Source organism: Nonomuraea roseola, assembly GCF_039535395.1.
Classification (GTDB): Bacteria; Actinomycetota; Actinomycetes; order Streptosporangiales; family Streptosporangiaceae; genus Nonomuraea; species Nonomuraea roseola.
Map to the genome: position 1 here is coordinate 911,843 of NZ_BAAAXC010000015.1, position 24,229 is coordinate 936,071.

Below are 24,229 nucleotides of genomic sequence, written 5' to 3' on the forward strand. Positions count from 1 at the left end.
GACTCTACGAGACCGGTCCTTCGCTCGGGCGGAGGGTGAGCTCGGTCAGGTGGGCGTCGGGGCCTGCCAGCACGGCCGCCAGCACGGCCCGTGCCACGGTCTCGGGCTCCAGGTACTTCGACGGCTCGAACTCCCCGCCCTCCTGCTCCCTGACGCCACGCTGCATGTCGGTGGCGATCCGCCCCGGATAGACGCTGGTCACCCTGAGCGAGGGCTCCTCAAGGCGCAGGCCGTCGGCGAAGGCGCGCAGGGCGAACTTGCTGGCGGCGTAGGACACCCAGGCGGGGTTGGCGCGCAGTCCCGCCCCGGAGTTGATGAGCAGCACGTGGCCGCCCGCCGCGCGCAGGGCGGGAAGCAGCAGGCGGGTCAGCTCGGCCACCGCGACCAGGTTGATCTCCATGGTCCGCCGCCACACCTCGGCGGGCGTGTCGGCGATGCTGCCGAGCGTGACCACTCCCGCGCTGTGCACGAGCACGTCGAGCCGGTCGATCGCCGCGACGTCGGCGGCCGTGACCTCCGTCAGCTCGACGGGCCAGGCCGTGGCGTCGGGCAGGCCGGCGGCGAGCCTGTCGAGCGCGGCCCTGTCGCGCCCGCCGAGGATCAGGCGGTGGGTGGGCGCCAGCGCCCTCGCGATCGCCTCTCCGACGCCCCTGGACGCCCCTGTGATCAGTGCGGTCTTCATGCGATCAGCCTAGGACGATTGACAGACACTCAAATTTGAATACAAACTTGAAGAGTGTCAACTACGCGGGTTCTGATTCTCGGCACGCTGCTCGACGAGCCGCTCAACGGCTACCAGGTACGGCGGCGCCTCGAAACCATGGGCGCGGACAACTGGGCCAACGTCGCCTTCGGCTCGATCTACCACGGCCTCGGCAAGATGGCCGACGAAGGGCTGCTCGACGTGGTCGAGAGCGGCAAGGGCGGCAAGACCGTCTACGCCATCAACGACACGGGGCGCTTCGAGTTCCATCGCCTGCTCATGTCGCTGTGGTACGAGATCGGGCCGATCGTCGATCCCTTCCAGGTCGCCATGACCTTCATGGACAGGATGGATCGCGCGCATCTGCTCGGCGCCCTCCGCTTCAGGACCGACGAGCTCAAGAGGTCGATCGCGATGCTCGACAGGGCGCTCGGCTCCAAGCAGGCGTTCGGCGCGCCCCGCCACGTCGACGAGAACCTACGTCTCAGCAGCGGCATGCTCGCCGCCCAGCTCGCCTGGGTGGAGGAGGCCGTCAAGAAGGTCGAAGAAGGAGACCTCCCCTGATGATCATCAGTGCGCAAGGATTAAAGAAGAGCTTCACCACCAAGAGCAGAAAGGGCTCGCAGACCGTCGAGGCGGTCAAGGGTGTCGACCTGGAGGTGAAGAGCGGCGAGATCTACGGCGTGCTCGGCCCCAACGGGGCGGGCAAGACCACCACGATCCGCATGCTGGCCACCCTCATCACGCCCGACGCGGGCACGGCCGTGATCGCCGGCCACGACCTGGTCAAGGAGCCGGCCCAGATCCGCCGCAAGCTCGGCTACGTGAGCCAGGCCGGCGGGGTGGAGGAGCAGAACACCGCTCGCGCCCAGATCGTCTTCGCCGCCAGGATCTACAACGTGCCCGACCCCGCGAAGGCGGCCGAGGAGATCCTCAGGAAGTTCGATCTGTCGGACATCGCCGACCGGCCTGGCCGCACGCTGTCGGGCGGGCAGAAGCGCCGCGTCGCCATCGCCCTCGGCCTGGTCCACACGCCCCCGCTGCTCTTCCTCGACGAGCCGACCACGGGTCTCGACCCCCAGAACCGCGCCAACCTCTGGGACCGCATCAAGGAGCTGCGCGAGCAGGGCACCAGCGTCCTGCTCAGCACCCACTACCTGGAGGAGGCCGACGCGCTCTGCGACCGCCTGGCGATCGTCGACCACGGCGTGGTCGTCGCCGAGGGCACCCCCGCCGAGCTCAAGCGCTCGGTCTCGGGTGACGTGGTCACCCTCAGGCTCGACGGGCTCGAGCGCGCCGCCGAAGTGCTCACCCCCCTCGTGGCGCAGACCCGCGTCGACGAGGACGTGCTGCGGGTCTACGTCGACGACGGCGAGCACGCGCTGCCGTCGCTGCTGCGCACGCTCGAGGCCGACGGGCTCTCGCTGCGCTCGATCACCATGGAGCGGGCCACGCTCGACGACGTCTTCCTGGCCAAGACCGGCAGGTCCCTGCGCGACACCGGAGCCGCCGCATGATCCGCGACACCTCGCTGTTCTTCGGCCACGAGGTCAGGAACACCCTGCGCAACCCCGTCTGGCCGCTGTTCGGCATCATGCAGCCGGTGATGTACCTGCTGCTGTTCGCCCCGCTCTACGCGGGCATGGCCTTCGGCGGCGACTTCGGCCAGGCGCTGGTCTCCTTCGCGCCCGGCATGCTGGTGATCACCGCGCTGTTCGGCTCGATGGGCGTCGCCTACGGCACGATCTACGAGATCCGCAGCGGCGTGCTCGAGCGGATCGCGGTCAGCCCCGCCTGGCGCCCGGCGATCGTGCTCGGCAGGATGCTGCGCGACGTGGTCTCCCTGATGATCCAGTCGCTGGCGTTCATCCTCATCGCCATCGCCATGGGGCTGCGCGTCAGCCCGCTCGCGCTGGTGCTCATGCTGCTCCTGCTGGGCGTGACCGGCCTGTTCTCCTCCGGCGTGGCCTACGGCATGGCGCTCAGCCTGCGCGACGAGAACGCGATGGGGCAGATCATGCAGTTCTTCGCCCTTCCCCTGATGCTGCTGTCGGGCGCGCTGCTGCCCATGGCGCTCGGCCCCGACTGGCTGGAGCGGATCTCCTGGTTCACGCCCTTCTACCATCCCGTCGAGGCTGGCAGGGCGCTGTTCGCCGGCGAGCTGACCGCCCTGTCCATCCCGCTGGCCTTCGGCGTCATGCTCGCCCTGGCCGCGCTCACCGTGACGTGGTCGGTCCGCTCCCTACGCAGGCTCGCCGGCTAGGAACGTCCTCGTCTCCTCCGTCATCCGCTCGTACTCCTCGAGCCTGGCCTGCGTCCGCAGCGGCGCGGCGTCGGCCATCGCCTCCACCAGCGCCATGGCCAGTGCCAGGGGCGCGGCGTGCGAGTCGAACACCAGCCGCTCCCCGACCGGCGCGTCGAGCACGACGTCGGCGGGGAAGCCCGGCCTGTCGGTGATCACGGCCGTTCTGAGGCCGAGTTCTCCGGCGTAGTCGAGGGCCTGTACGACCTCGGCCGGATACCGCGGCAGGACCACCGCCACCACCCACTCGGCGCCCGCCCTCCTCGCCGCGTGCAGCCCGTCGATCAGCTCGGAGCCGCCGTGCACGAGGAGGCGGACGTCGGGATGGATGCGCCTGGCGAAGTAGGCGAACGTGGTGGCCAGCCCCGACGAGACCCGCAGCCCCAGCACGGGGAGCGGCTCGGTGGCCGCGAGCGACTCGCCGAGCTCCTTGAGCGGCAGCCCGGCCAGACGGTCGCGGATCAGCGTCAGGTTGCGGATCTCGTCGTCGATGGCGCCCTTGAGCAGGTTGCCGCCCTCTCCTCTGCCACCCAGCACGAGAGGGCGGAGCGCCTGCCTGAGCTCGGGATAGCCGGCGAAGCCGAGCACCATGGCGAACCTGGTCACCGAGGGCTGGCTCACGCCGGCCCTCTCGGCCAGCTCGACGCTGGACAGGAAGATCGCCTCGTCCAGGTGATCGGTCAGGTAATGCGCGATGCGGCGCTGCACGGGCGACAATCTTCTGCCGTCGAGCAAACCTTCGATTCCGTCCCTCACGTCACCTCCAACACCTGGGCACCGGCGCCCCTTCCCTCACCCGGCGAACGTCTCGCCTGGCGAGACCAGCGCTCAGGACTCGCGCATCGGGATCCGGACGCCACGGGAGTCGGCCACCGCGGCCGCCTCGTCGTAGCCGGCGTCGACGTGCCGCATGACGCCGGTGCCCGGATCGTTGGTGAGCACCCTGTTGAGCTTCTCGCCCGCCAGCGCGGTGCCGTCGGCGACGGTCACCTGCCCCGAGTGGATCGAACGGCCGATGCCAACGCCGCCGCCGTGGTGGATGGAGACCCACGCCGCGCCCGACGCGGTGTTCAGCATCGCGTTGAGCAGGGGCCAGTCCGCGATGGCGTCCGACCCGTCGGCCATCGCCTCGGTCTCCCTGTACGGCGAGGCCACCGAGCCGCAGTCGAGGTGGTCGCGCCCGATCACGACGGGCGCCTTGAGCTCGCCCGAGGCCACCATGTCGTTGAAGCGCTCGCCCGCCAGGTGCCGCTCGCCGTAGCCGAGCCAGCAGATGCGCGCGGGCAGCCCCTGGAAGTGCACCCTCTCCCCCGCCATGCGGATCCACCTGGCCAGCGGCTCGTTGTCGGGGAACAGCTCGAGGATGGCCCTGTCGGTGGCCGCGATGTCGGCGGCGTCGCCGGAGAGGGCGGCCCAGCGGAACGGGCCCTTGCCCTCGCAGAACAGCGGCCTGATGTAGGCGGGCACGAAGCCGGGGAAGTCGAAGGCCCTGGTGTAGCCGGCCAGCTGCGCCTCGCCGCGGATGGAGTTGCCGTAGTCGAAGACCTCGGCCCCCGCGTCCTTGAACCCGACCATGGCCTCGACGTGCTTGGCCATCGCCTCGCGCGCCCTGGTCGTGAAGGCGGCGGGGTCCTTGTCGCGCTCGGTGGCCATGTCCTCGAAGGCCACGCCGATCGGCAGGTACATCAGCGGGTCGTGCGCCGACGTCTGGTCGGTCACGATGTCGATCTCCGCGCCGCGCGCCAGCAGGTCGGGCACCGCCTCCGCCGCGTTGGCCACCACGCCGATCGACAGCGGCCTGCGCTGGTCGCGCGCCTCGTAGGCCAGGCGGAGCGCCTCGTCCAGGTCCTTGGCCTCGACGTCGAGGTACCTGTGCTCGATGCGGCGCTTGACGCTGCGCGGGTCGCAGTCGACGCAGATCGCGACGCCGCCGTTCATGGTGACGGCCAGCGGCTGGGCGCCGCCCATGCCGCCGAGCCCCGCGGTCAGCGTGATGGTGCCCGCGAGGGAGCCGCCGAACCTCTTCTCCGCGACGGCGGCGAAGGTCTCGTAGGTGCCCTGCAGGATGCCCTGCGTGCCGATGTAGATCCAGGAGCCGGCCGTCATCTGGCCGTACATCGTCAGGCCCGCCGCCTCCAGCCTGCGGAACTCCTCCCAGTTCGCCCAGTCGGGGACGAGGTTGGAGTTGGCGATGAGGACGCGCGGGGCCCACTCGTGCGTGCGGAACACGCCCACAGGACGGCCGGACTGCACGAGCAGAGTCTCGTCGCCCTCCAGCGTGGTGAGCGTGCGGACGAGCGCGTCGAACGAGGGCCAGTCACGCGCGGCCTTGCCGGAACCGCCGTAGACGACCAGCTGCTCGGGGTGCTCGGCGACTTCCGGGTCCAGGTTGTTCTGGAGCATCCGGAGCGCGGCCTCCTGCGGCCAGCCCTTGGCGGTGAGCGTGGTGCCTCGCGGCGAGCGCACGGTGCGGCTCATGCCTGATCCCTCCTGAATGAACATATTCATCTATGTCACCCGAAGAGTACATCGACCCGCCACTCACCCCAAGGCGCCTCCCCTACCGGAGGCCGTCAGCCGGAGCCGCGCAGGAGGCCGTCGCCCGATTCGGTCACCTGGTGGAGCATCAGATTGGCGTGGCGGATGCTGGCGATGAGGCCCGCCTGCCGCAGCACCCGCGCGTGCTCGCTGGCGCTCGAGGCGGGCACGCCCGCCCGCCTGGCCAGCTCCGTGGTGCTGCATCCGGGCGCCAGCGCCACGCACCGCAGCACCTCGGCCCTGGTCCTGCCCAGCAGCTCGGCCAGCGCGTCACCCTCGTTCACCCGTTCGGGAACGTCCTTGCGCGGCACCGGATAGACCAGCACGGGTGGCAGGCTCTGGTCGGCGAGCGTGACGGGGGCGGTCCTGCAGAAGTAGGAGGGGATGAGCGTCAGCCCGCGCCCGCGCAGCCGCAGCTCCCTGTCGCCCGCCGGGTAGTCGACCTCCAGCACCGGGGCCCGCCAGCGCATCACCGGCGCCAGCCGGGTCAGCATGGTCTCGACGCCGCCCTCGGCCAGGTGGCGGACCCTGGTGCCCCTGTCCTGGCTGACCGTCCGCTCCACTGCGGGCCAGTGCTCGCCCAGCGCGACCTGGACGTAGCCGGCGGCGGCGTTCGCCACCTGGCGCATGGCCCTCGTGTCACGGGCCAGGCCCTCCAGGTGCGCGGGCAGGCCGTGCCCCGCGCGCAGCCGGTCCAGCTCGCGCTGCACCCTGGTGCGCGGCGTGTCGAGGATGGCCTGGATGCCGTCGTCGGTGCCCTGCTGGGCCTCGATCGGGGTGAGGAAGTCGGGGAAGTAGGCCGCGCGCGGCGCCAGCGGCACCAGCAGCCTGCGCACGTCACGCAGGAGACCCGCCTCGGCCAGCTTGGCGCGCGCCCTGCGCCGCCATCCCGCGATCACCGCGCCTCCGTCGCCGGCCTGGAACCTGTGCAGGCTGGCCACCATCTCCCACATCGGGTCCGCTCTGGAGGCCACGCGCACGCGCGCGAGATCGTCACTGGTGAAAATGATGCGCAGTATGCCGCCCGCCATGTCGCGCAGTCTTACGGCGCGCGCTTGCAAAAGCCTGAACGGGCCATTGATATCGGTCCGACATGTGCCGCTATAGCTGCGTTATTCGGGTGAGGCTGAAAGTGCATGACACTTCGCCCGGCGAAGTGCTGGACTTGATCTCGCCTGAGGGGGCGTTCGTACGGTCAAGGACAACGGCAACTGGAGGCATTGACAGGGGAGTCTCCAGCGGCCGTACGGCCCGCGCGGGGTCGCGCAAGCCGTACGACGCCGATCGCCGGCCCGCCGGTGGCCGATCAGCAGTGGAAGCTGGGCGTCACGCGGACCGCCTCGTTGTTGCCCGGCTCGATGACGGCCGAGGCGGAGATGCAGCGTGACCGCCATGGTCTTGGGCTTGCCCCAGTAGGAGCCCGCGGAGTCGAGCCGGGCGCATTTGCCACTCGTTTGACTCGCATGGGGGACAAACGTAGCAAAGTGTCTGACAGAGGTTGTCAGGAGACCAGGAACTGCGTGGCGGCCAGCTCGCGGTAGAGGTCGTCCCCGCCCACCAGCTCGTCGTGCGTTCCCACGGCGCGCACGCCGCCCGACTCCATGACCACGATCCTGTCGGCGTTGGTGACCGTCGACAGGCGGTGCGCGATCACGAGCACGGTCGTCTCCGCCGCCACCTCGGCGATGACCTCGCGCAGCCGCAGCTCGTTGACCGCGTCCAGTTGCGAGGTGGCCTCGTCGAGCAGCAGCAGCCTCGGCCTGCGCAGCAGCGCCCTGGCGATCGCCACGCGCTGCCTTTCGCCGCCCGACAGCAGCACGCCCCTGTGGCCGACCGCCGTCTCCAGCCCCTCGGGGAGCCTGGAGACCAGGTCGTCGAGACGGGTGCGGGTCAGCGCCCTTCGCAGGTCCTCCTCGGTGGCCTCGGGCGCGGCGAACAGCAGGTTCTCGCGCAGCGTCCCCGCCAGCACGGGCGCGTCCTGCTCGACGTAGCCGAGCATGGCGCGCAGCTCGCCGAGCGGCCAGTCGCGGATGTCCCTGCCGCCGACCGTGATCAGCCCCTCCTGGTGCTCGTAGAAGCGCTCGATCAGCGCGAACACCGTGGACTTGCCCGCTCCCGACGGCCCCACCAGCGCGGTCAGCCCGCCCGGCGGCACCTCGAAGCTCACCCCGTCGTGGACGGGGGCACGGTCCTCGCCGTACCTGAACACCACGTCCTCGAAGCGCACGCCCACGGGGTCGCTGCCGACCGGCGCGGCGAGGCTGACTGGCTCGCCAGGAAGGTCCTCGATCTCACGGATGCGCTTGAGCGCGGCCAGGCCGTTCTGCAGCTGCACCGCGCCCTCGACCAGCTGCCCGATGGGGGCGACCAGGTAGAACAGGTACAGCAGGAAGGCGATCAGGCCTGAGACCTCCAGCGCCCCGGAGGCGACCCTGGCGCCGCCGACGGCCAGCACGCACAGGAAGGCGATCTGCACCGCCATCCAGGTCGAGACCCCTGCCAGCGAGGTCCACCCCGCCACCTGCAGCCCCCTGTCGCGAGCCTGTTCGGCCGCCGCCCCGACGACCTCGACCTCGCGCTCCTCCGCGCCGCTCGCCTTGACCGTGCGGAAGGCCTGCAGCGCCCTGTCGAGCACCGCGCCCATCTCGCCGACGGCCTCCTGCGCCTGGTGCTGGGCCTTCTGGATGCGCGGCATGACCAGCGCGGTCATGCCGCCGATCACGACCACGACCAGCAGGGTGACCAGCAGCAGCACGCCGTCCATCAGCGCCATCATCACGATCGCGCCGACGAGCATGAACACCGCGCCGATCGAGTCGACGATGCCGTTGGTCAGCACCGACCGCAGCAGCGTCGTGTCGCCTGTGACCCTGGACAGCAGATCGCCCGGCTTCAGCCGGTCGACGTCGGCGACCTTCAGCCTGAGCATCCTGTCGACGAGCCTGCGCCTGGCGCCGAGCACGATGCCCTCGCCCGTGCGCTCCATCAGGTACGTGCCGCCCGCCGAGACGACCGCGCCGACCAGCACGGCGATCGTCAGCCCGATTAACGGCCCCGCCATGGAGCTGTTCTCGCCGAAGGCGTCCACCACGTACTTGGCCAGCAGCGGCATCGCCAGGCCCGCGGCCGAGCCGACCAGCCCGAGCAGACCACCCGCGACCAGGATGCCTCTGTGAGGCCTGACATAGGCCGCAAGGACCTTGAGGGATGACTCGCCGCTCACTGTGTCTCCGTCCGCATCACCTTGACGTCGTGTGTGACGGCTCGGCCGCCCACACTCGGGGAGATCACCCACATTCCCCTGATCTCTGCAACGTGCGAGCGAGCGAAATCCGCACCCGTCAACCTAAATTGACGACCAAAGTATGTCAACTAGAGTTGACGATGGGGCGGTTCAGTCGACGACGGGGACGTCCGGGTCGTCGCGCTCGGTGTCGCCGTCGTCGGCGCGGCGCAGCTTGATCTCCTCCACCCACGCGTAGGCGAAGCGCCTGATGTCGTGGAGATGGTCCTCCTCGACCTCGAAGGCCTCGTCGGCCAGCAGGTCCACGCTCTCGAGCCGGTGGACGAGCTCCTCGAGCCGCCACTGCTCCTCGTGGGCGGCCCCCAGCCGCTCCAGCTCGCGGAAGGAGTAGAGATCCGCCGCCGCGGCGACGTCGACGAAGTCCTTGGGCAGGCCGCGTCCGTGCAGGGCGCGCACCTTGAGCCCGACCGCGTCGTCCTGCCCGACGACCTGGCAGCCCTCCAGCCGCTCGGGACGGTTCCTGAGCGCCTCTCTGAGCAGCTCGAACCCGCTCGTGAAGTCGCCCGCCTCGTCCCTGACGACCAGGCGTGCCATGCGCTCGCCCACCTCGCGCACGCTCACGGCGAAGGCGTCGTGCAGCGCGGCGGCGACGTCCGCGGCGATCTCGGGCATCGGGGTCTGGACCGCCGTCGCGAAGACGAGATCACGGCTCGGCCTCGCGGTGAGCCCGTGGGCGCGCAGCGCGTATCCGCCCGCCAGCAGCAGGCCGTGACGCTCCCGCACGCCCTCTGTCGCCTCGACGAGCCGTGCGTGGAACGGCGGAAACAGGCTCATGCCCTCAATTATGGCCATGCCGCTTCCTCGTCGAGGGCAGGTCGTGCCGCCCCGACACGAACTCCTGGACCGCGATCTTCACCCTGATCACCGGCCGTCTCCAGCGCTCCTCGCGGCGCAGCGCGGTGGCCATCTTGCGCGGGGACCTGGTGGCGAAGAACCAGTGCGCCCACGGCGAGCCCGGCCTGGCCAGCCGTATCGCGCCGACGATCAGCAGCGGCGGCAGGAACAGACCCGCCAGACCCGTCCAGATCTTGCCCTTGAGCAGTGTGACCACCGCGAGCATCAGGTTGCCGAGCAGCAGCCACCACGGCGCGAATCCGCCGAACTCCCAGGTCAGGGGGCGCAGACCGGTCAACAGCAGCCCGGTGACGGCGATGGCCACGAAGACGGCGTCGACGGAGGTGCGCCCCTCCTCCTCCCAGTACACGTCGTGCAGGTGGAGGATGAGCGCGAACTCGTCGAGCACGAGGGCCGCGCCGATGCCGAAGACGGCGGCCGCCACCGCCGAGCCCGAGGCGACCAGGCCGCTGACCCCGCCGACCAGCATGAGCACCACACCGAAGACCACGTGGTGGATGTGCATCTCGCCGACGCTGATGTTGCGGAACCAGCCGATCTTGGCGCGGATGAGCCTGACGTTGATGCGGGTGGCGACGAAGGCGACGATGAGCGCGACGAAGAAGCAGAACAGCGGCAGCCGTCCCGATTCAACGATGCGTGTCTGTATCCAGTCCCCCATGTACGTGTATGCCAGAGTACCCAGCACGGGTCCCGAGCGCCGTGCGGTACTCCCGCAGGACGAGCGCCTGTCGCACGTTGTCGCGGGCCTTCTCGAACGGCGGCGCGCCCTGACCTGCCATGATCCTGTACTGCTCGCGCAGCCGCGCCTCCGAGAGATCTAGCCCGCCGGCGTAGATCTTGCTGAGCGCGGAGTCGAGTTCGGCCGCCCGCACCCGCGCGTAGGTGTGCTCGTCGTAGGAGGGCACGCCGGGCAGCGGCCTGCCCCCTGCCGCCGCGGCGGCCCGCTTGCCGTTCTCCTCGGCGAGCTCGCGCTGGAAGCCCTGCTCGCTGACGTCGGCCAGCAGGCCCGCCTCCCGCGCCCACACCCTTCTGGCCTTGTCGAGCGCGGCGGCGCCGACGGCCCGCTCCCTCAGCTGTCGGCGAGGGGTGACGCCGTCGTGGGGGCGGTCCCAGAAACCGGGGCCGAGCGGCGTGCCGTACCGGGTGAAGGTGGAGATGACCTCGGCGCGGACGCTTTCGGCCGCGCGCAGCACCTCGGCTCCCGTCACCGGCTCGCCTTCGAGCGTGGTGACGGTGTCGCCGGGCCCGACGGCCAGGACCTCCGCGACGGGGGCCGAGGCCGCCAGGCCCTTCGGTTCCTCGGCGGAAGGACCGCCGTGGAACAGCGCCACGCCCAGGACCACAGCGGCGGTCACGACCGCCGCGCCGATCCACACGAGCCCGCTCCTGCGGGCAGCGGTCCTGGACGTCCTGGGCGGGGCGCTCTTCATCGGATCAGCTCGCGATCTTCATGTCGAAGACGTGGAAACCGGCGTCGGCCAGCGGGCTGCCCTGCGGGAAGGTCACCGTGGCGACGGTCTTGGCGGGGTCGAGCGGCACCGCGTAGCCGAACACCGACACGCCGGACTCCGTCGTCTGCCCGGTGGCCGGGTTCCTGTAGGTGGTCTGGGTGCGGTTGTGGTAGGTCGCGCGCGCCACCACGACGCCGCCCGCGGGCGCGGTCGCGTCCCACTGGTCGCCGAACAGGACGGTGCTGGTCTGCTTCGTGCCGTCGGTGTAGGTGACGGTGAAGTCGCCCGACCTGACCTTGAAGCCGCCCGCGCCCAGGAACACCAGCTTGGCGCCCTGGCCCTCCAGCCTGATCGTCTGTCCCGCGGCCTTGACGTTGTCGGTCCAGCCGTACGCGCGGGGGTGCCACACGAAGTCGGCGCCGAGCACGTTCACCGTCCTGCCTGGCACCAGGCCGGCCTTCTCCAGCCCCTGGCCGGAGTAGCTGCGTCCCGAGGTCGAGAAGCCGCCGGTGTTGGGGTTGAGGTCGGAGCTGACGCCGACGTTGTTGTAGGCCTTCTCGATCGAGTCGTGGACGACCGGCGGCACGGCGGGCCCGTTGTAGGCGCCGCGCGAGACGGAGCCCGAGACCGGGTTGCCGAAGTAGTCGCGCTCGCCCACGCCCTCCACCAGGGAGCCTGAGCCGAGGGCGGGCGAGCCCGCCAGCAGCTTGTAGCCCTCGACGTCGCCGTAGCCGGTGGCGGTGCCGGGAGCGGACAGCCCCGGGTCGGCCGTGATCGCCTTGGCGTCGGAGGCGGGCGCGCTCACGCCGCCGTAGTAGAGGTTGGAGTCGTAGGTGATGCCCGCGGCCTGCGGCAGGGTGCCCGAGGGCGCGTAGATGATGTTGTTGGCGATCGTGGACCTGCCGGTCGGCACCGCCCAGTCCACCTTCTGCGAGGAGCAGAAGAAGGTGTTGTTGTGGATCCACAGCGGGCTGGTGTTGTCGCCCGCGGCGTTGCCCGCGATACGACAGTCGTCCTGGGCGATGTTGAAGCGCAGGATGGCGGTCGCCTTGTGGTTCGGGAACTCGGTGCAGCTCTGGCAGCCCAGGTAGAAGCCGCCCGCGTTGTCGTGGGAGTAGTTGTACTGGTAGACGCAGGAGCCCTTGATGCCGCCGTCGCAGTCCCACGCGGTGGAGTCGTAGATCGTCGGCCGCTGCCTGGTGACCTCGTTGTACTGGAAGACGGGGTCGACCGAGTTGATCGGCCACATGCCGGCGAAGTTGCCGTCGACGTAGGGGTACTTGCCCGCGCCGCCCTCGTCGAACAGGTTGTGCTCGATCAGCGGCTTGTCCGAGGCATGGACGACGATGCCGTCGCCGCCGACCTCGCGGATGGTGTTGCGGGCGATGTAGACGTTCTTGTGGTAGTCGGTTCCCTTGCGGCTGATCTTGATGCCGCCGCCGCCCGTGTCGTGGATGTAGTTGCCCGTGACGGTGATGCCGTCGAGGTAGCCGACCTTGCCCTCGGGCAGCGCCTGGATGCTGATGCCCGCGGAGTAGGCGAACCACGCGGAGTTGGCGCCGGTCTTGTTGCCCCAGCCCGCGACGTCGGAGATCTCCAGGTCGCGCAGGACGAGCCCGGCCTTGGGCTCGGGCGTGGTCGAGTTGTACTGGATGCCGGTCCGCTTGGCGGTCGCCGGCGCGGGGTTGGTGATGTGCAGCTTCTCGATGGTGAGGTGGCTGTTGTCGACCAGGTGGACGGCCCACTCGCCGCCGTCGCCCTGGATGATCGGCTTGGGGCCCTCGCCGTAGGAGGTGAAGGTGATCGGGTGCCCGGCGCTGCCCGAGCCGATCGGCTCCAGCCTGCCGGCGCAGACCGTGCCCGCCCTGAACCTGACCTTGTCCTTGGCCCTCAGCTCGATCGCGTTGACCGCGGCGAGGCTGTTGAGCGGAGCGGAGGCGCTGCGCCCCGAACCGCCGTCCTGTGCCTGGCAGTCGACGAAGAAGGTGCGGGCGGGGGCGGCGTAGGCGGGGGCCGCCAGTCCACCGCTCAGGGCGACGAGCGCCCCGACCAGAGCCAGTCGTTGTCTGATGCGCATGTTCTCTCTCTCGGAGGGGGGTCAGAACACCTGCAGATAGGGCGCGCCGTCGGGGGTCTCCCTGTCGGCGAACTGGGCGGCGAGGGTGGTGGCCACGCCTGGAGGGCCCGCGAGCGCGAAGCTGGTCGAGCCGCCTGCGCGCAGGTGTGCGGTGAGGTCGATGGAGTACCAGGCGGGGGTGGAGCCCGTGATGGTCACGTCGCCGATCGCCCTGCCGAGCGCGGGCCTGGTGGCCCAGGTGAGCGTCGACTCCTCCCACCCGGCGGGCGCCTCGTAGAGGGTGAGCGTGGTGCTGGTGCCTCCGGCGTCGGCGATCGAGCCGCGCAGCCACAGCCTGGCGAGGCTGATCTCTCCCCCCGGCCTGGCGAAACGCAGGAAGGACTGCCTGGCGTAGCTCTGGTCGGCGACCGTCTTGGCGACCAGGCCCTGACCGTTGAAGTTCCTGCCCGCGTAGGCGCCGCCGCGCGCGTAGGCGTCGGCGTCGGGCCGCACCCTGCTGCCCTCGCAGCCGGCCCCCGCCAGCGGGGGCCGCGCGGTCGGCCGCACCTTGACCTGGACGGTCACCGCCGCGCCGAGCGCCCCCGCGGTGTCGACGGCCAGCCTGATGGTGGGCGAGGTGGACAGCACCGTGACCCTGGGGTCGGCGCTGATCACCTCCCTGCCGGTGCGGGCGATCTCCACGAGCGTCTGGCTCTGGCGCCAGGTGGGGTCGGAGACGGCCACCTCCAGCGTCGAGCCCTCCTGCCGCATCGCGACCTCGGCCGGGCCGTAGGCCCTGACTGTGGAGGCGGCGGTGGCGCAGCTCCAGAAGGTGGCGGCGAGCCTGGAGTTCGCGCCGCGCTCCTCGATCGCCGACTGCACCTGCGCGCTGTTGTCGGCGATGCGCACCTTCGGCCTGGCGGCCAGCTCCGCCGTCTCCTCCGCGCTCCTTCCCGGCAGCACGTAGTAGGCGTAGGAGGCCTGCTTCGGCGCGGCGCCGTGGTCGAACCAGACCGTCTCGTAGTCGCGGGTGATCTCGTCCGAGGCGTGGACCCCGATCTCCGACCACCTGCCGGTACGGCTCTCGCGCCTGGACTGCGGCATCCCCTCGGGGAAGAGGTAGCCCCCCGTGCCCTCGATGTGCATCCAGCCCTCGCCGGTCCGCACCTCGCCGGGGTTCATCCGGTTCTCCACGGTCGTCTGGGCGGCGACGTCGGAGGCGCTGATGTCGGCGCCGAGCGCCACGACCGTGTCGCCGAAGGTGAACCACGACTTGCGGGCGGTCAGGTCGATGGGCTGCCTGCTGTGGTAGTCGCGCTCCGCCTGGGTCCGCATCCCGAAGGCCGACAGGTCGCCGAGCGCGACGCCGCCGGTGTGGGGGTCGCTCTGGCGGAAGCCGTACCAGGCGGTGTCCTTCGCCGTGCGCGGGTAGCTCTCCTGGGTGGCGTTGGTGACGCCGGGCAGGCGGTAGGAGTCGACGGTGGGCCAGAAGCCGTCGGTGTACTGCGTCCTGTCGGCGTTGTAGAGCATGGTCATGCCGTCGCCGGTGTACCAGCCCCTGAGGTTCTCGTTGTTGCCCGCCTCGTAGGCTCCGACGCGGCTGCTGCGGCCCGCCACTGTGAACGCGTAGCCGGGGCCGTGGTGGACGAAGCGGTCCATGCCCGCGTAGACCTTGGTGAGCGTCAGGTCGCCGCGCGGGGGCACGCCGCCGGTCAGACGTCTGGCCAGGGCGATCTGCCCGACGGTGGCGGTGTCGTAGAAGCCGCCGGTGGCCGCGTGCTCGGCCACCAGGGCGGCGATGCGCCGCCTGTCGTCGGGCGAGGCGGCCTCGGCCAGCACGGTCATGGCGGCCAGGGCCGAGCGCGTCACCGAGTAGTCGTTGTCGTGCGGCCTGGAGATGGCCCTGCCCCGTACGTTGGCGAACATCTGCCCGCGGAACATCACCGGCTCGAAGCCGTCGAAGATCCAGCGCGTGACGTTGCCCCTGTCGGGATCGGTCAGGTCCCACGGCGTGCCGCCGAGCAGGGCGAACACGGTGGCAGTGCTGCCGAGCAGCGCGTTGCCGTACCCGCCGGTGTAGGCGAAGTAGAAGTGCTGGACGAGCGAGCCGTCGGGATACCAGCCGTCGCCGCTGGAGGTGTGGTCGAAGACGGGGCTGAGCTTGTCGCGGCCCATCGTCGTCACCGCGGGGTCGCCCGACAGCAGGCCGCGCCGTACGGTGATGGAGACCTTGTCGGCGAGGTTGCCGCCGACCTCGGGCACGCCCGAGACCTTGCGCCTGGCGGGATCGGGGACGAAGTGGCCGATCGCGTCCAGCAGGCCCGCGCGCAGTTCGGCGGGCACGGCCTCGCCGAGCAGCACCAGGTTGTGCAGCAGGTAGTTCGGCGCGCCGATCTCCCAGCCGTACCAGTTGCCCGTCTCGGGCTTGCCGGGGCGGTAGCGCTCGGCGTGCATCCAGGTCAGCGCGCGCACCACCGAGGCGGCGGTCGCCGCGTCGCCGTACCTCCTGGAGCCGACGGTGGCGTAGGCCAGCGAGATGGACTGCAGGCGCAGCGCGACGGCGTGCACGGTGTTGCCGTCGGCGCCCTGCAGGTCGGCCCAGCCGGTCGGGGTGAGGGTGGCGAGGTCGGCGTCGGCGTCGGCGTCGAGGCGGGCAAGCGCGGCGGCGTACGCGGGGTCGGCGGGATCCACGTCCGCGCCTCCGGTCAGCAGGTCGCGGTAGCGCAGCACCGGCGCGGCGAAGCCGGGGGCGGCCTGGGCCTGGGGAGCCGTCAGGGAGGCGGAGGGGATGGGCGCCGCGTCCGGATCGGCGACGGCGGGCACGGCCGCCGTCGAGAGGGCGGCCGCCGCGGCGACCGTTAACAGCAGGGCACGTCGGAGCATGGGGGGTGCCTCCGTGTTCGGCGGAACGGGCGGGTGTCAGGCGGAGCGGGACAGGCTCGTGGGTTCCACGCCGTGCTCGAACGGCAGGCCGCGCGCGTAACGGGCCAGCTCGTCGAGGGCGAGATCGGCCATCCTGGCCAGCTCACCGCCGAGCGATCCGGCGATGTGCGGGGTGACCAGGACGTTCGGCAGGTCGTACAGGGGTGAGCCGGCCGACAGGATCTCCGGCTCGGTGTGGTCGAGGATCGCGTAGAGCCGCCCTGCGGCCAGCTCGGCGGTCAGCGCGTCCTGGTCGACCAGCGCGGCGCGGGCGGTGTTGATCAGGGTGGCGCCGTCGCGCATCCCCGCCAGGCGGGCGGCGTCCATGAGGTGGTGGGTCTCGGGCAGGTCGGGCGCGTGCAGGCTGACCACGTCGCAGCGGGTGACCAGCTCGTCCAGGTCCACCCTGGTCACGCCGAGGTCCTCGCGCAGGTAGGGGTCGCTGACCAGCACCTCCAGGTCGAAGGGGCGCAGCAGCTCGATCACCCTGCGGCCGATCCTGGAGGCTCCGACGATCCCGACCGTGCGGCGGTAGTTGCCGAAGCCGGGGAACCGGGCGTCCCAGTTCTGGTTCTCCCGTTCCGACCTGTAGGCGCGGGCGATGTCGATCACCCGCTTGTTGGCGTAGAGGATCGAGGCGAGCGTGAACTCCGCGACCGGCTCGGCGTTGGCGTCGGCGGCCGTGGAGACCGCGATGCCGCGCTGCCACACCGCGTCGGTCACGTGGTGCTTCACCGACCCCGCCGCGTGCACGATCGCCCGCAGTCGCGGAGCCGAGGCCAGCACCTCAGCGGTCACCGGCGGGCAGCCCCACGAGGTGTAGAGCACCTCCACCGCCGACAGGTCCACCCCGGTGAAGTCGTCCACCACCAGGTGGGGATCGACGTCGGCGATCATCGCCAGGCGGCTTCTCGCCTGGGCGTTCAGCAGTCTGGTGGCCACGGGCCTGCCCATGGCGACCAGGGTCTTGGGCCTTCTCACGTTCTCCCCCGAAAACTCGTTCACTTGACGCTGCCCGCCGTCATCCCGGCCTTCCAGAAGCGCTGCAGCGACATGAAGACCACCAGCAGCGGCACCACCGACAGCAGCGACCCTGTGATCACCAGGCTGTGGAACTCGGGGAAGGCGTTGCCCTGCTTCTCCCAGGTGAACAGGCCGAGGCTGAGCGGGTACAGCTTCTGGTCGTTGAGCATCACCAGGGGCAGGAAGAAGTTGTTCCAGATCGCGGTGAACTGGAACAGGAAGATCGTCACGAAGGCCGGCATCAGCATCGGCAGCGCGACCCTCGTGAAGGTGCGGATCTCGCCCGCGCCGTCCGACCTGGCCGCCTCCAGCACCTCGCCAGGCACGTAGCCCGACGACAGGACGCGCGCCAGGTAGACGCCGAAGGGGTGGACCAGCACGGGGATGAAGACCGCCCAGAAGGTGTTGACCACGCCCACCTTCGAGGCCAGCAGGTACAGCGGCAGCGCCGTGGCGGTGGTCGGCACCAGCACGCCGAGCAGCACCAGGCCGAACATCTTCTCCTTCCCGAGCCACTGGTACTTGTCGAAGGCGTAGCCGCACATGATGGTGATGAAGGAGCTCACCGCCGCGCCCACGCCGGCGTACAGGACGCTGTTGAGATACCAGCGGAAGAAGATCCCGCCGTTCTCCGCGCTGACCGCCCGGATGTTGGCGATCAGGTTGAAGTCGGCGAAGGCGAAGCCTGGCGTGGAGTAGAGGTCCGACAGCGACTTGGTCGAGGCGAACAGCAGCCACGTCAGCGGCAGCAGCGTGTAGAGGGTGGCGACGGTCAGCAGGACGTTGACCGTCGCGCGGGACATCCACTTCATCGACGGTTACCCCACCTGGTGACGACGTAGGAGAGCACGGCGGCCAGCAGCGCGAGGATGATCGAGGCGGCGCCCGCCTGGCCGTAGTCGTTGTTTCCGAAGGCCTCGTTGTAGGCGTACATGTTCGGCGTCCAGGTGCTGACGATGCCGTCGCTGACGTTGTCGAGCACCATGGGCTCGGTGAACAGCTGCAGCGAGCCGATGATCGTGAACAGCACCGTGGTGATCACCGCGCCGCGGATCAGCGGCACCTTCACCGACAGCGCGGTCCTGATCGCACCGGCGCCGTCCATCCGCGCCGCCTCCAGCACCTCGGCGGGGATGGCCTGCAGGGCGGCGAAGTAGATGATTATGTTGTAGCCGACCCACTCCCACAGCGCGATGTTGACCACCGAGCCGAGCACCTGGTCGCCGCCGAGGAAGTTGACGCCGCCGAGCAGGTCCACGATGGGGCTGATGCCGGGCAGGTAGAGGTAGAGCCAGATCAGCCCCGCGATCACGCCCGGCACGATGTGCGGCATGAACAGCGCCAGCTGGAAGAACTTCTTCGCCCTTGCCAGGCCGGAGTCCAGCAGCAGGGCCAGGCCGAGCGCCCCGCCGATCATGAGCGGGATGTAGAACAAGCAGTACCCGAGGATGATCAGGAAGCCGTCGGTGAAGGCCCGGTCCGCGAGCGTGTCGAGGTAGTTGCCGAGGCCGACGAAGACCGTCTCGGCGCCGCCGAACCCGAGTCCCGACGACTTCTCGCTGAACAGGCTCAGGTAGACGGCGTAGGCCAGGGGGGCCACGATGACCGCGGCGAACAGGGCGAAGAACGGGCCGACGAAGAGCGTGATCGCTCCCCGCCTGCGCCAGGCGTCCCCTGGGGCTCGCGCCTGTGTGTCTGCTGTCATCTCCATCTCTCCGATCTGGTACGGCCCGCCGTACCGCACCGCCGTCACCTCAGGCCCCGCTCCCCGCAGGAAGCCGGCCGCCTAACCCGGCCCGCCCCCTGGAAGGGGAGGGCCGCCCGCTCGCTCCTCGAAAGAACCCCGACCCGACCCGACGGGGAGGCCGCTTCACCCGAAGTGCCCGCATCCCAGGCCGCCCTTCACCCGAAGAGCCCCGGCCCGCATCCCGTGGAGGGGAGACCGTCCTTCACCCGAAGGACCCCGGCCCGCATCCCACGGGCGCCGATCGTCCTTCACCCGGAGGATTTCGACCCGCGACTCGAGGAAAGGGGCGGGCCTGGGTCGGGGCTACGGCTGGGCCACGTTCAGCCCGCGCCCCTTGATCTCGTCCACCGTCGCCGTCTGCACCGTCTCCAGCACCTCGGGCAGCGTGGTGCCGCCGGTGCTCACCTTGCCGAGGGCGTCCTTGAAGGCGGTGAGCGTCTGCACCATGCTCGGTCCCCACGTCCAGCCCGGCTGGATGGTCCCGTACGACTCGGTGAACAGCGCGTAGATGTCCTGCCCGCCGTAGAAGGAGGCGTCGAAGCTCTTGGCCGCCACCGGCACCAGGTCCGCGATCGCGGGGAAGCCGCTGGAGGTGCCGGACGACAGCCTGGCCGTCCACGCCTCGGGCGAGCCGGTCAGCCACTTGATGACCTCGACCGCGGCCTTGGGGTTCTTGCTGTTCTTGGCGACGCCGAACGTGGTGCCGCCGAGCATGCCGCTGGCGGGGGTGCCCCAGTTCGGGATCGGCGCGATGGCCCACTTGCCGCTCTGGCCCGCGTGGTTGCCCTTCATGACGCCCGCGCCCCAGTTGGCGCCGACGTAACCCCAGAGGGTGTCGTCCTCGAAGGCGGCGTTCCACTCCTGGCTGAAGGAGGGCTGCACCTTGACGAGGTCGTCCTTGACCAGGCCCTGCCAGTAGTCGGCGACCTTCCTGGTGGCCTCGTCGTTGATGGCGACCTTCCACGCGTCGCCCTCGGTGCCGAACCACTTGCCGCCCGCCTGCCAGGCGAGGGCGGCGATGACGCTCGGGTCGTCGGGGAAGAAGGTGGCGATGCGCGCCTTGTCGGAGGCCTTCTTGACCTTCTCGGCGGCGGCCTTGAAGTCGTCCCAGGTCTTCGGGACCTCGATCTTGTTCTTCTCGAACAGGTCCTTGCGGTAGAAGAAGACCTGCGGCGCCGCGTCCATGGGCACCGACCAGGTCTTGCCGCCGAGCTCGACGAGGCTGAAGACGCTGGCGGGGTACTTGCCCTTGACGTCGGCGACGTCGGCGGTGATGTCCTGCAGCGCGCCCTGGTTGACGAAGTCGGGAAGCTGCGGGTACTCGATGGACATCACGTCGGGGGCGTTGCCCGCCTTCACGGCGTTGGAGAACTTCGCGTAGCCGCCCGCGTTGCCCGAGGGGATCTCCTCGAACTTGATCTGGATGTCCTTGTGCGACTTGTTGAAGGCGTCGACGACCTCCTGGGTGCCCTTGGCCCAGCCCCAGAAGGTGACCTCCGCGGGCTTGCCGCCCTCGGCCGCGGGGGCGGTCGGTTCGCTGCCGCCGCCCCCACAGGCCGCCAGCAGGGTGATGCCGGCCAGCATCCCGGAGAGGCCGGCGGCGGCGCGCTTGCGTTCCATGATTGCTCCTCATCGCTTCCGATCGCTAGTGCATCATTCGCTCAAAAGCGAAGGCTTGTCTAGGTTTCGATCAGTAACGAAATGAACGCAAAACAATCAGCCGCGTGCGGCGGTGGACTCCCGCACCCTGAGTTCCGGCAGCAGCGCCACGTGCTGGGCGGCCAGCGCCGGACCCTGCTCGATCCGGCGGACGAGCAGGTCGACGGCGCTGCGGCCGACCGCCGCCTTGGGCGGCGCGACCGCGGTGAGCGGCGGGTCGCTGAGCGCGGCGACCTCGTCGTCGTAGGCCACGATCGAGACGTCGGCGGGGATCCGCACGCCCGCCAGGCGCAGGTGCTGCACCAGCAGGAGCGCGTCCTCGTCGTTGTGCACGAGCAGCCCGGTCACCGAGCCGTCGCCGATGGCCCTGACCACCTGCGCGACCTGCTCGTCCGACGGCCCGTCCTGCTCCACGCCGAACTCCCCCGGCGTCTCGAGCCCCAGGTCGCGCACGGCGGAGAGGAAGCCGTGGCGCACGCGCGGCGCGGTGGGGCTCCTGCGGGTCACCATCGCCACCCTGCGATGGCCCAGCTCCGCCAGGTGCCTGGTGCCGAGGAAGGCGCCGTGGGCGTGGTGGGAGGCGGCCGCGTCCATGAAGGAGGCGGGTCCGCCCAGCTCGGCGATCCTCTCCACCAGGACGGCGGGCACCCCCAGCCCCGCCAGCCACGCCACGTGCGACTCGTCGGGCTGCCTGCTCGTCGTGAGCAGCAGGCCCTCGGCCCCTCCGGCGATCAGCTGTCCCACCTGCTTGCGATCCTCGTCGTCGTCGTAACGGGAGACCCCGAGCACCAGCCGCGCGCCGAGGCGTTGCGCCTGGTCGCGGGCGGCCTTGATGACCGTGCCGTAGTAGTAGGTGGCCGAGGGCACCAGCATCCCGATCGTGAGCGAACGCTCGATCACGGGGCGGCTCTCCTGGGCGGTCTCCGGAGGCAGCGTGACACCGCCGTGGACCCTGTTGACCAGCCCCTGGCCGGCCAGGTGCTCGACATCCCTGCGCAGGGTGACCATCGAGACGCCGAGCCGCTCGACCAGGTCGGCCAGCCGCACGGATCCGCGCTCGCGCACCTCGCGGAGGATGAGCTCATGGCGTTGCTCGACGAACAAGGGAGACTCCTAACACTCGACGATGCGATCCTAGCGCTGTAGGTTTCGTCTGTGAACGTATTGTTTCGTTCGATCATCCCCCGGAGTTCGCATGCTCGCCCTTCCGCCTGAGGACCGATCACTCAGCCCGTACACCGGGTGGACACGCGCGCACTGGGAGGCCGCTGCCGACGCCCTGCTGTCCGCGGTCGAACCGTATCGCTCACCCGATCACTCGTTGATCACTTTGCCGGGAAGGGCCAGCTGGTCCGGCTGCGACGGGCTCGAGGGCTATGCCCGCACCTTCCTGCTGGCGTCCTTCAGGGTGGCGGGCGGCGGCGATCCCGCGGCGCTCCAGCCGTACGCCGAGGGGCTGGCGACCGGCCCCCTCGGCACCTGGCCGGAGATCAAGGACCACTTCCAGCCCATGGTGGAGGCCGCCTCCATCGCACTCGGCCTGCGGCTGACCCGCCCGTGGCTCTGGGACCGGCTCGACCCCAGCGTCCAGGACCGGGTCGTAGGATGGCTGGAGGAGGCGCTGCGCCGCGAGCACGTCGACAACAACTGGCACCTGTTCCCCGTGACCGTGGCCGGGTTCCTCCAGGAACTCGGCCACGACACCCAGGCGGTCATCGACAGAGGCCTGGACAGGATCGAGCGCTGGTACGAGGGCGACGGCTGGTACCGGGACGGCGAAGGGCGCAACTTCGACCACTACAACGGCTGGGCCATGCACCTCTACCCGGCTCTGCACGCCCACCTCGGCGGGCCCTCCGAGCCGTACGCCACGCGCCTGCGCGCCTTCCTCGGCAACTACGGCTCCGCCTTCGACGCCAACGGCTCGCCCGTCTACCAGGGCAGGTCGCTCATCTACCGCTTCGCCGCCGCCGCACCTGTGTGGGCCGGCGAGCTGCTCGGCGTCTCCCCCTACTCCCCCGGTACGGCCCGCCGTCTGGCCAGCGGCGCTCTCAGGCACTTCCTGGCCGACGGCAGGGCGCTCTCCCCTCAGGGCCTGCTCACGCTCGGCTGGTACGGCCCGCACGAGCCCTCGCTGCAGCCGTACTCGGGGGCTGCCTCGCCGTACTGGGCCTCGAAGGGCTTCCTCGGCCTGCTCCTGCCCGCCGACCACCCCGCCTGGACCTCCGTCGAGGAGCCTGGCCCCGTCGAACGCGCCGACCAGGCCATCGGCCTGCCAGGCCCCGGGCTGCTCGTCCACTCGACCGCCGCCGACGGCCTGGTCCGGCTGGTCAACCACGGCAGCGACCACCAGCCGCCGGGCGGCGGCCCCGACGACCCCCTCTACCAGCGCCTGGCCTACTCCTCCAGGACGGGCCCTGCCACCCTCGCCGACAACCACCTCGGGCTGGTGATCGACGGCGAGGTGACCCCGCGAGGGCCCATCACGCCGCTCGGCGCGGGCCCCGGCTGGGCCGCCTCCTCCTGCCGCCCCACGCCCTCGACGCTGATCGAGAGCGTCAGCATGGTGCGCGGTCCGCACGAGGTGAGGCTCCACCGGGTCACCGCCCCCTCCGGCACGGTGGTCCGCCAGACCGGCTGGGCCCTTCCGGAGGCGGCGGGAGAGGAGCTGACCGGCGCCCTCCTCCCTCTCCACGGCTTCACCCGCTCGTCGGTCATGGAGTCATCCGAGGGCACGGTCTTCGGCCCCGACGCGCTGGTGCCGTGCCTGGAGGGCGAGTGCGCGGGGCCCGAATCCGTCTTCGTCTGCGTGGCGACCCTCTCGGCCGCCCCCGCACCCCCTCCGCCCGTCTACGACCCCGTGGGGGCGACCGTCACCTGGCACGACGGCACCGTCCAGGAACTGCCGCTCTAGTTGGGCCGCGGCACCTGGAACGGATCCACCCCCGGCGCCGGAGGCTCTCCCCCTCCCCCGCTCACGAACTGGATGATCGCGAGAACGGCGGCGATCTGCGCGAGCAGGAACGTGAGCTGAGAAGGGATCGTCTCAAGCCGGTAGATGTCCATCACGTACCTGCCGACCCTGCTCCAGGGCGGCAGCACGTGCCGCATCGTGCAGGCGTCCACGTAGAGCCCCGTCGCGGTCAGCACGGCGGACAGAAGAACCGTGCCCACCACGAGATCGTTCAGGTCGCCGAGATCGAAGACCCGGTCCAGTCCCAGCCTGACCAGCGTGTACACCACGTCCGTCACGATGAAGGGCAGCGCCTTGATCGGCCCGCGCCGTCCCGGTAACTGACCCCAGAACAACCCCAGCAGGTATCCGGGCACGAACCAGACACTCAGCTCGGCGAACGCGACGACCGGCCGCCAGAGTCCTGCGAACCAGTCCTGCCCTCCCAGCCCGCCCGTCAGCACGATGTCGTGCCAGAGGAGGTACGCGGCAGGCGCCAGTCCGAGGGTGAGCGCGAACCGCCCCGCCCGCCAGGCCAGGTCGGCGTGGCGGGTGGCACGCCAGGCTCCACCACGATCTCGCGCCACGGCACGCGCCACAGGTCCGGCTCCGTCCGCAGGACGAAGTGCCAGTGACGATCGTCCACCTGGTAGAACTCCCACGGTCCGAACACCGCGTCGGGCACGCACCGTCCCTCCGCGTCCTCGCCCCTG

20 protein-coding genes are annotated in these 24,229 nt (G+C 70.5%); 4 read left to right on the forward strand and 16 right to left on the reverse strand.

Annotation, left to right across the window (positions count from 1 at the left end):
- Window positions 1–4: 4 nt before the first annotated feature.
- Window positions 5–682, reverse strand: a complete 678-nt coding sequence (locus ABFX55_RS27330; RefSeq protein ID WP_346125577.1) for an SDR family oxidoreductase — start codon at window positions 680–682, stop codon at window positions 5–7.
- Window positions 683–736: 54 nt separating this feature from the next.
- On the opposite strand from ABFX55_RS27330, the gene ABFX55_RS27335 reads away from it, so the two are divergent.
- From ABFX55_RS27335 to ABFX55_RS27345, 3 genes are read left to right on the forward strand one after another with little or no spacing between them, the layout of a single operon-like run.
- Complete coding sequence (locus tag ABFX55_RS27335; protein ID WP_346125579.1) at window positions 737–1,267, forward strand: PadR family transcriptional regulator; 531 nt, start codon at window positions 737–739, stop codon at window positions 1,265–1,267.
- Window positions 1,267–2,220 carry an ATP-binding cassette domain-containing protein gene (locus ABFX55_RS27340; protein ID WP_346125581.1) on the forward strand — a complete coding sequence of 318 codons (954 nt, stop codon included), beginning with the start codon at window positions 1,267–1,269 and terminating at the stop codon, window positions 2,218–2,220. Before ABFX55_RS27335 ends, ABFX55_RS27340 begins: the two co-directional genes overlap by 1 nt.
- Complete coding sequence (locus tag ABFX55_RS27345; protein ID WP_346125583.1) at window positions 2,217–2,966, forward strand: ABC transporter permease; 750 nt, start codon at window positions 2,217–2,219, stop codon at window positions 2,964–2,966. Before ABFX55_RS27340 ends, ABFX55_RS27345 begins: the two co-directional genes overlap by 4 nt.
- Here ABFX55_RS27345 and ABFX55_RS27350 read toward each other — a convergent pair.
- From ABFX55_RS27350 to ABFX55_RS27415, 14 genes are all read right to left on the reverse strand, one after another.
- A complete protein-coding gene (locus ABFX55_RS27350) occupies window positions 2,946–3,761 on the reverse strand; it encodes a MurR/RpiR family transcriptional regulator (protein WP_183648846.1) in 816 nt (271 codons plus the stop codon). The two genes, ABFX55_RS27345 and ABFX55_RS27350, sit on opposite strands and share 21 nt — an antisense overlap.
- A 72-nt stretch (window positions 3,762–3,833) precedes the next feature.
- Complete coding sequence (gene hutU, locus ABFX55_RS27355; protein ID WP_346125585.1) at window positions 3,834–5,483, reverse strand: urocanate hydratase; 1,650 nt, start codon at window positions 5,481–5,483, stop codon at window positions 3,834–3,836.
- 95 nt (window positions 5,484–5,578) lie between these two features.
- On the reverse strand, window positions 5,579–6,574 hold the full coding sequence (locus ABFX55_RS27360; RefSeq protein ID WP_346125587.1) for a winged helix-turn-helix domain-containing protein: 996 nt from the start codon (window positions 6,572–6,574) through the stop codon (window positions 5,579–5,581).
- A gap of 470 nt (window positions 6,575–7,044) precedes the next feature.
- Entirely contained in the window at window positions 7,045–8,766 is a 1,722-nt protein-coding gene (locus ABFX55_RS27365) for an ABC transporter ATP-binding protein (protein WP_346125589.1), read from the reverse strand.
- 171 nt (window positions 8,767–8,937) lie between these two features.
- Entirely contained in the window at window positions 8,938–9,621 is a 684-nt protein-coding gene (locus ABFX55_RS27370) for a nucleotidyl transferase AbiEii/AbiGii toxin family protein (protein WP_346125590.1), read from the reverse strand.
- Between the two features lie 4 nt (window positions 9,622–9,625).
- A complete protein-coding gene (locus tag ABFX55_RS27375) occupies window positions 9,626–10,363 on the reverse strand; it encodes a hypothetical protein (protein ID WP_346125592.1) in 738 nt (245 codons plus the stop codon).
- Complete coding sequence (locus ABFX55_RS27380; protein WP_346125594.1) at window positions 10,332–11,135, reverse strand: hypothetical protein; 804 nt, start codon at window positions 11,133–11,135, stop codon at window positions 10,332–10,334. Before ABFX55_RS27380 ends, ABFX55_RS27375 begins: the two co-directional genes overlap by 32 nt.
- A 4-nt stretch (window positions 11,136–11,139) precedes the next feature.
- Window positions 11,140–13,233: a right-handed parallel beta-helix repeat-containing protein gene (locus ABFX55_RS27385; protein WP_346125596.1), complete on the reverse strand. Its 2,094-nt coding sequence runs from the start codon at window positions 13,231–13,233 to the stop codon at window positions 11,140–11,142.
- A gap of 21 nt (window positions 13,234–13,254) precedes the next feature.
- On the reverse strand, window positions 13,255–16,095 hold the full coding sequence (locus ABFX55_RS27390; RefSeq protein WP_346125598.1) for a polysaccharide lyase family 8 super-sandwich domain-containing protein: 2,841 nt from the start codon (window positions 16,093–16,095) through the stop codon (window positions 13,255–13,257).
- Between the two features lie 36 nt (window positions 16,096–16,131).
- Window positions 16,132–17,115: a hydroxyacid dehydrogenase gene (locus ABFX55_RS27395; protein ID WP_346125600.1), complete on the reverse strand. Its 984-nt coding sequence runs from the start codon at window positions 17,113–17,115 to the stop codon at window positions 16,132–16,134.
- Window positions 17,116–17,135: 20 nt separating this feature from the next.
- Window positions 17,136–17,969: a carbohydrate ABC transporter permease gene (locus ABFX55_RS27400; RefSeq protein ID WP_346125602.1), complete on the reverse strand. Its 834-nt coding sequence runs from the start codon at window positions 17,967–17,969 to the stop codon at window positions 17,136–17,138.
- A complete protein-coding gene (locus ABFX55_RS27405) occupies window positions 17,966–18,862 on the reverse strand; it encodes a carbohydrate ABC transporter permease (protein ID WP_346125604.1) in 897 nt (298 codons plus the stop codon). Before ABFX55_RS27405 ends, ABFX55_RS27400 begins: the two co-directional genes overlap by 4 nt.
- A 345-nt stretch (window positions 18,863–19,207) precedes the next feature.
- Window positions 19,208–20,524, reverse strand: a complete 1,317-nt coding sequence (locus ABFX55_RS27410; protein ID WP_346125606.1) for an ABC transporter substrate-binding protein — start codon at window positions 20,522–20,524, stop codon at window positions 19,208–19,210.
- A gap of 96 nt (window positions 20,525–20,620) precedes the next feature.
- Window positions 20,621–21,667 (reverse strand): substrate-binding domain-containing protein, encoded by a 1,047-nt coding sequence (locus ABFX55_RS27415; protein ID WP_346125608.1) that lies wholly within the window; start codon window positions 21,665–21,667, stop codon window positions 20,621–20,623.
- A gap of 91 nt (window positions 21,668–21,758) precedes the next feature.
- Here ABFX55_RS27415 and ABFX55_RS27420 point away from each other — a divergent pair, with 91 nt between their 5' ends.
- Window positions 21,759–23,477, forward strand: a complete 1,719-nt coding sequence (locus ABFX55_RS27420) for a DUF2264 domain-containing protein (RefSeq protein WP_346125610.1) — start codon at window positions 21,759–21,761, stop codon at window positions 23,475–23,477.
- On the opposite strand, the gene ABFX55_RS27425 is transcribed toward ABFX55_RS27420, so the two are convergent.
- The gene (locus ABFX55_RS27425) at window positions 23,474–24,115 is read right to left on the reverse strand and encodes a DUF6185 family protein (RefSeq protein WP_346125612.1); all 642 of its coding nucleotides are present in this window, start codon (window positions 24,113–24,115) and stop codon (window positions 23,474–23,476) included. The two genes, ABFX55_RS27420 and ABFX55_RS27425, sit on opposite strands and share 4 nt — an antisense overlap.
- Window positions 24,116–24,229 lie beyond the last annotated feature (114 nt).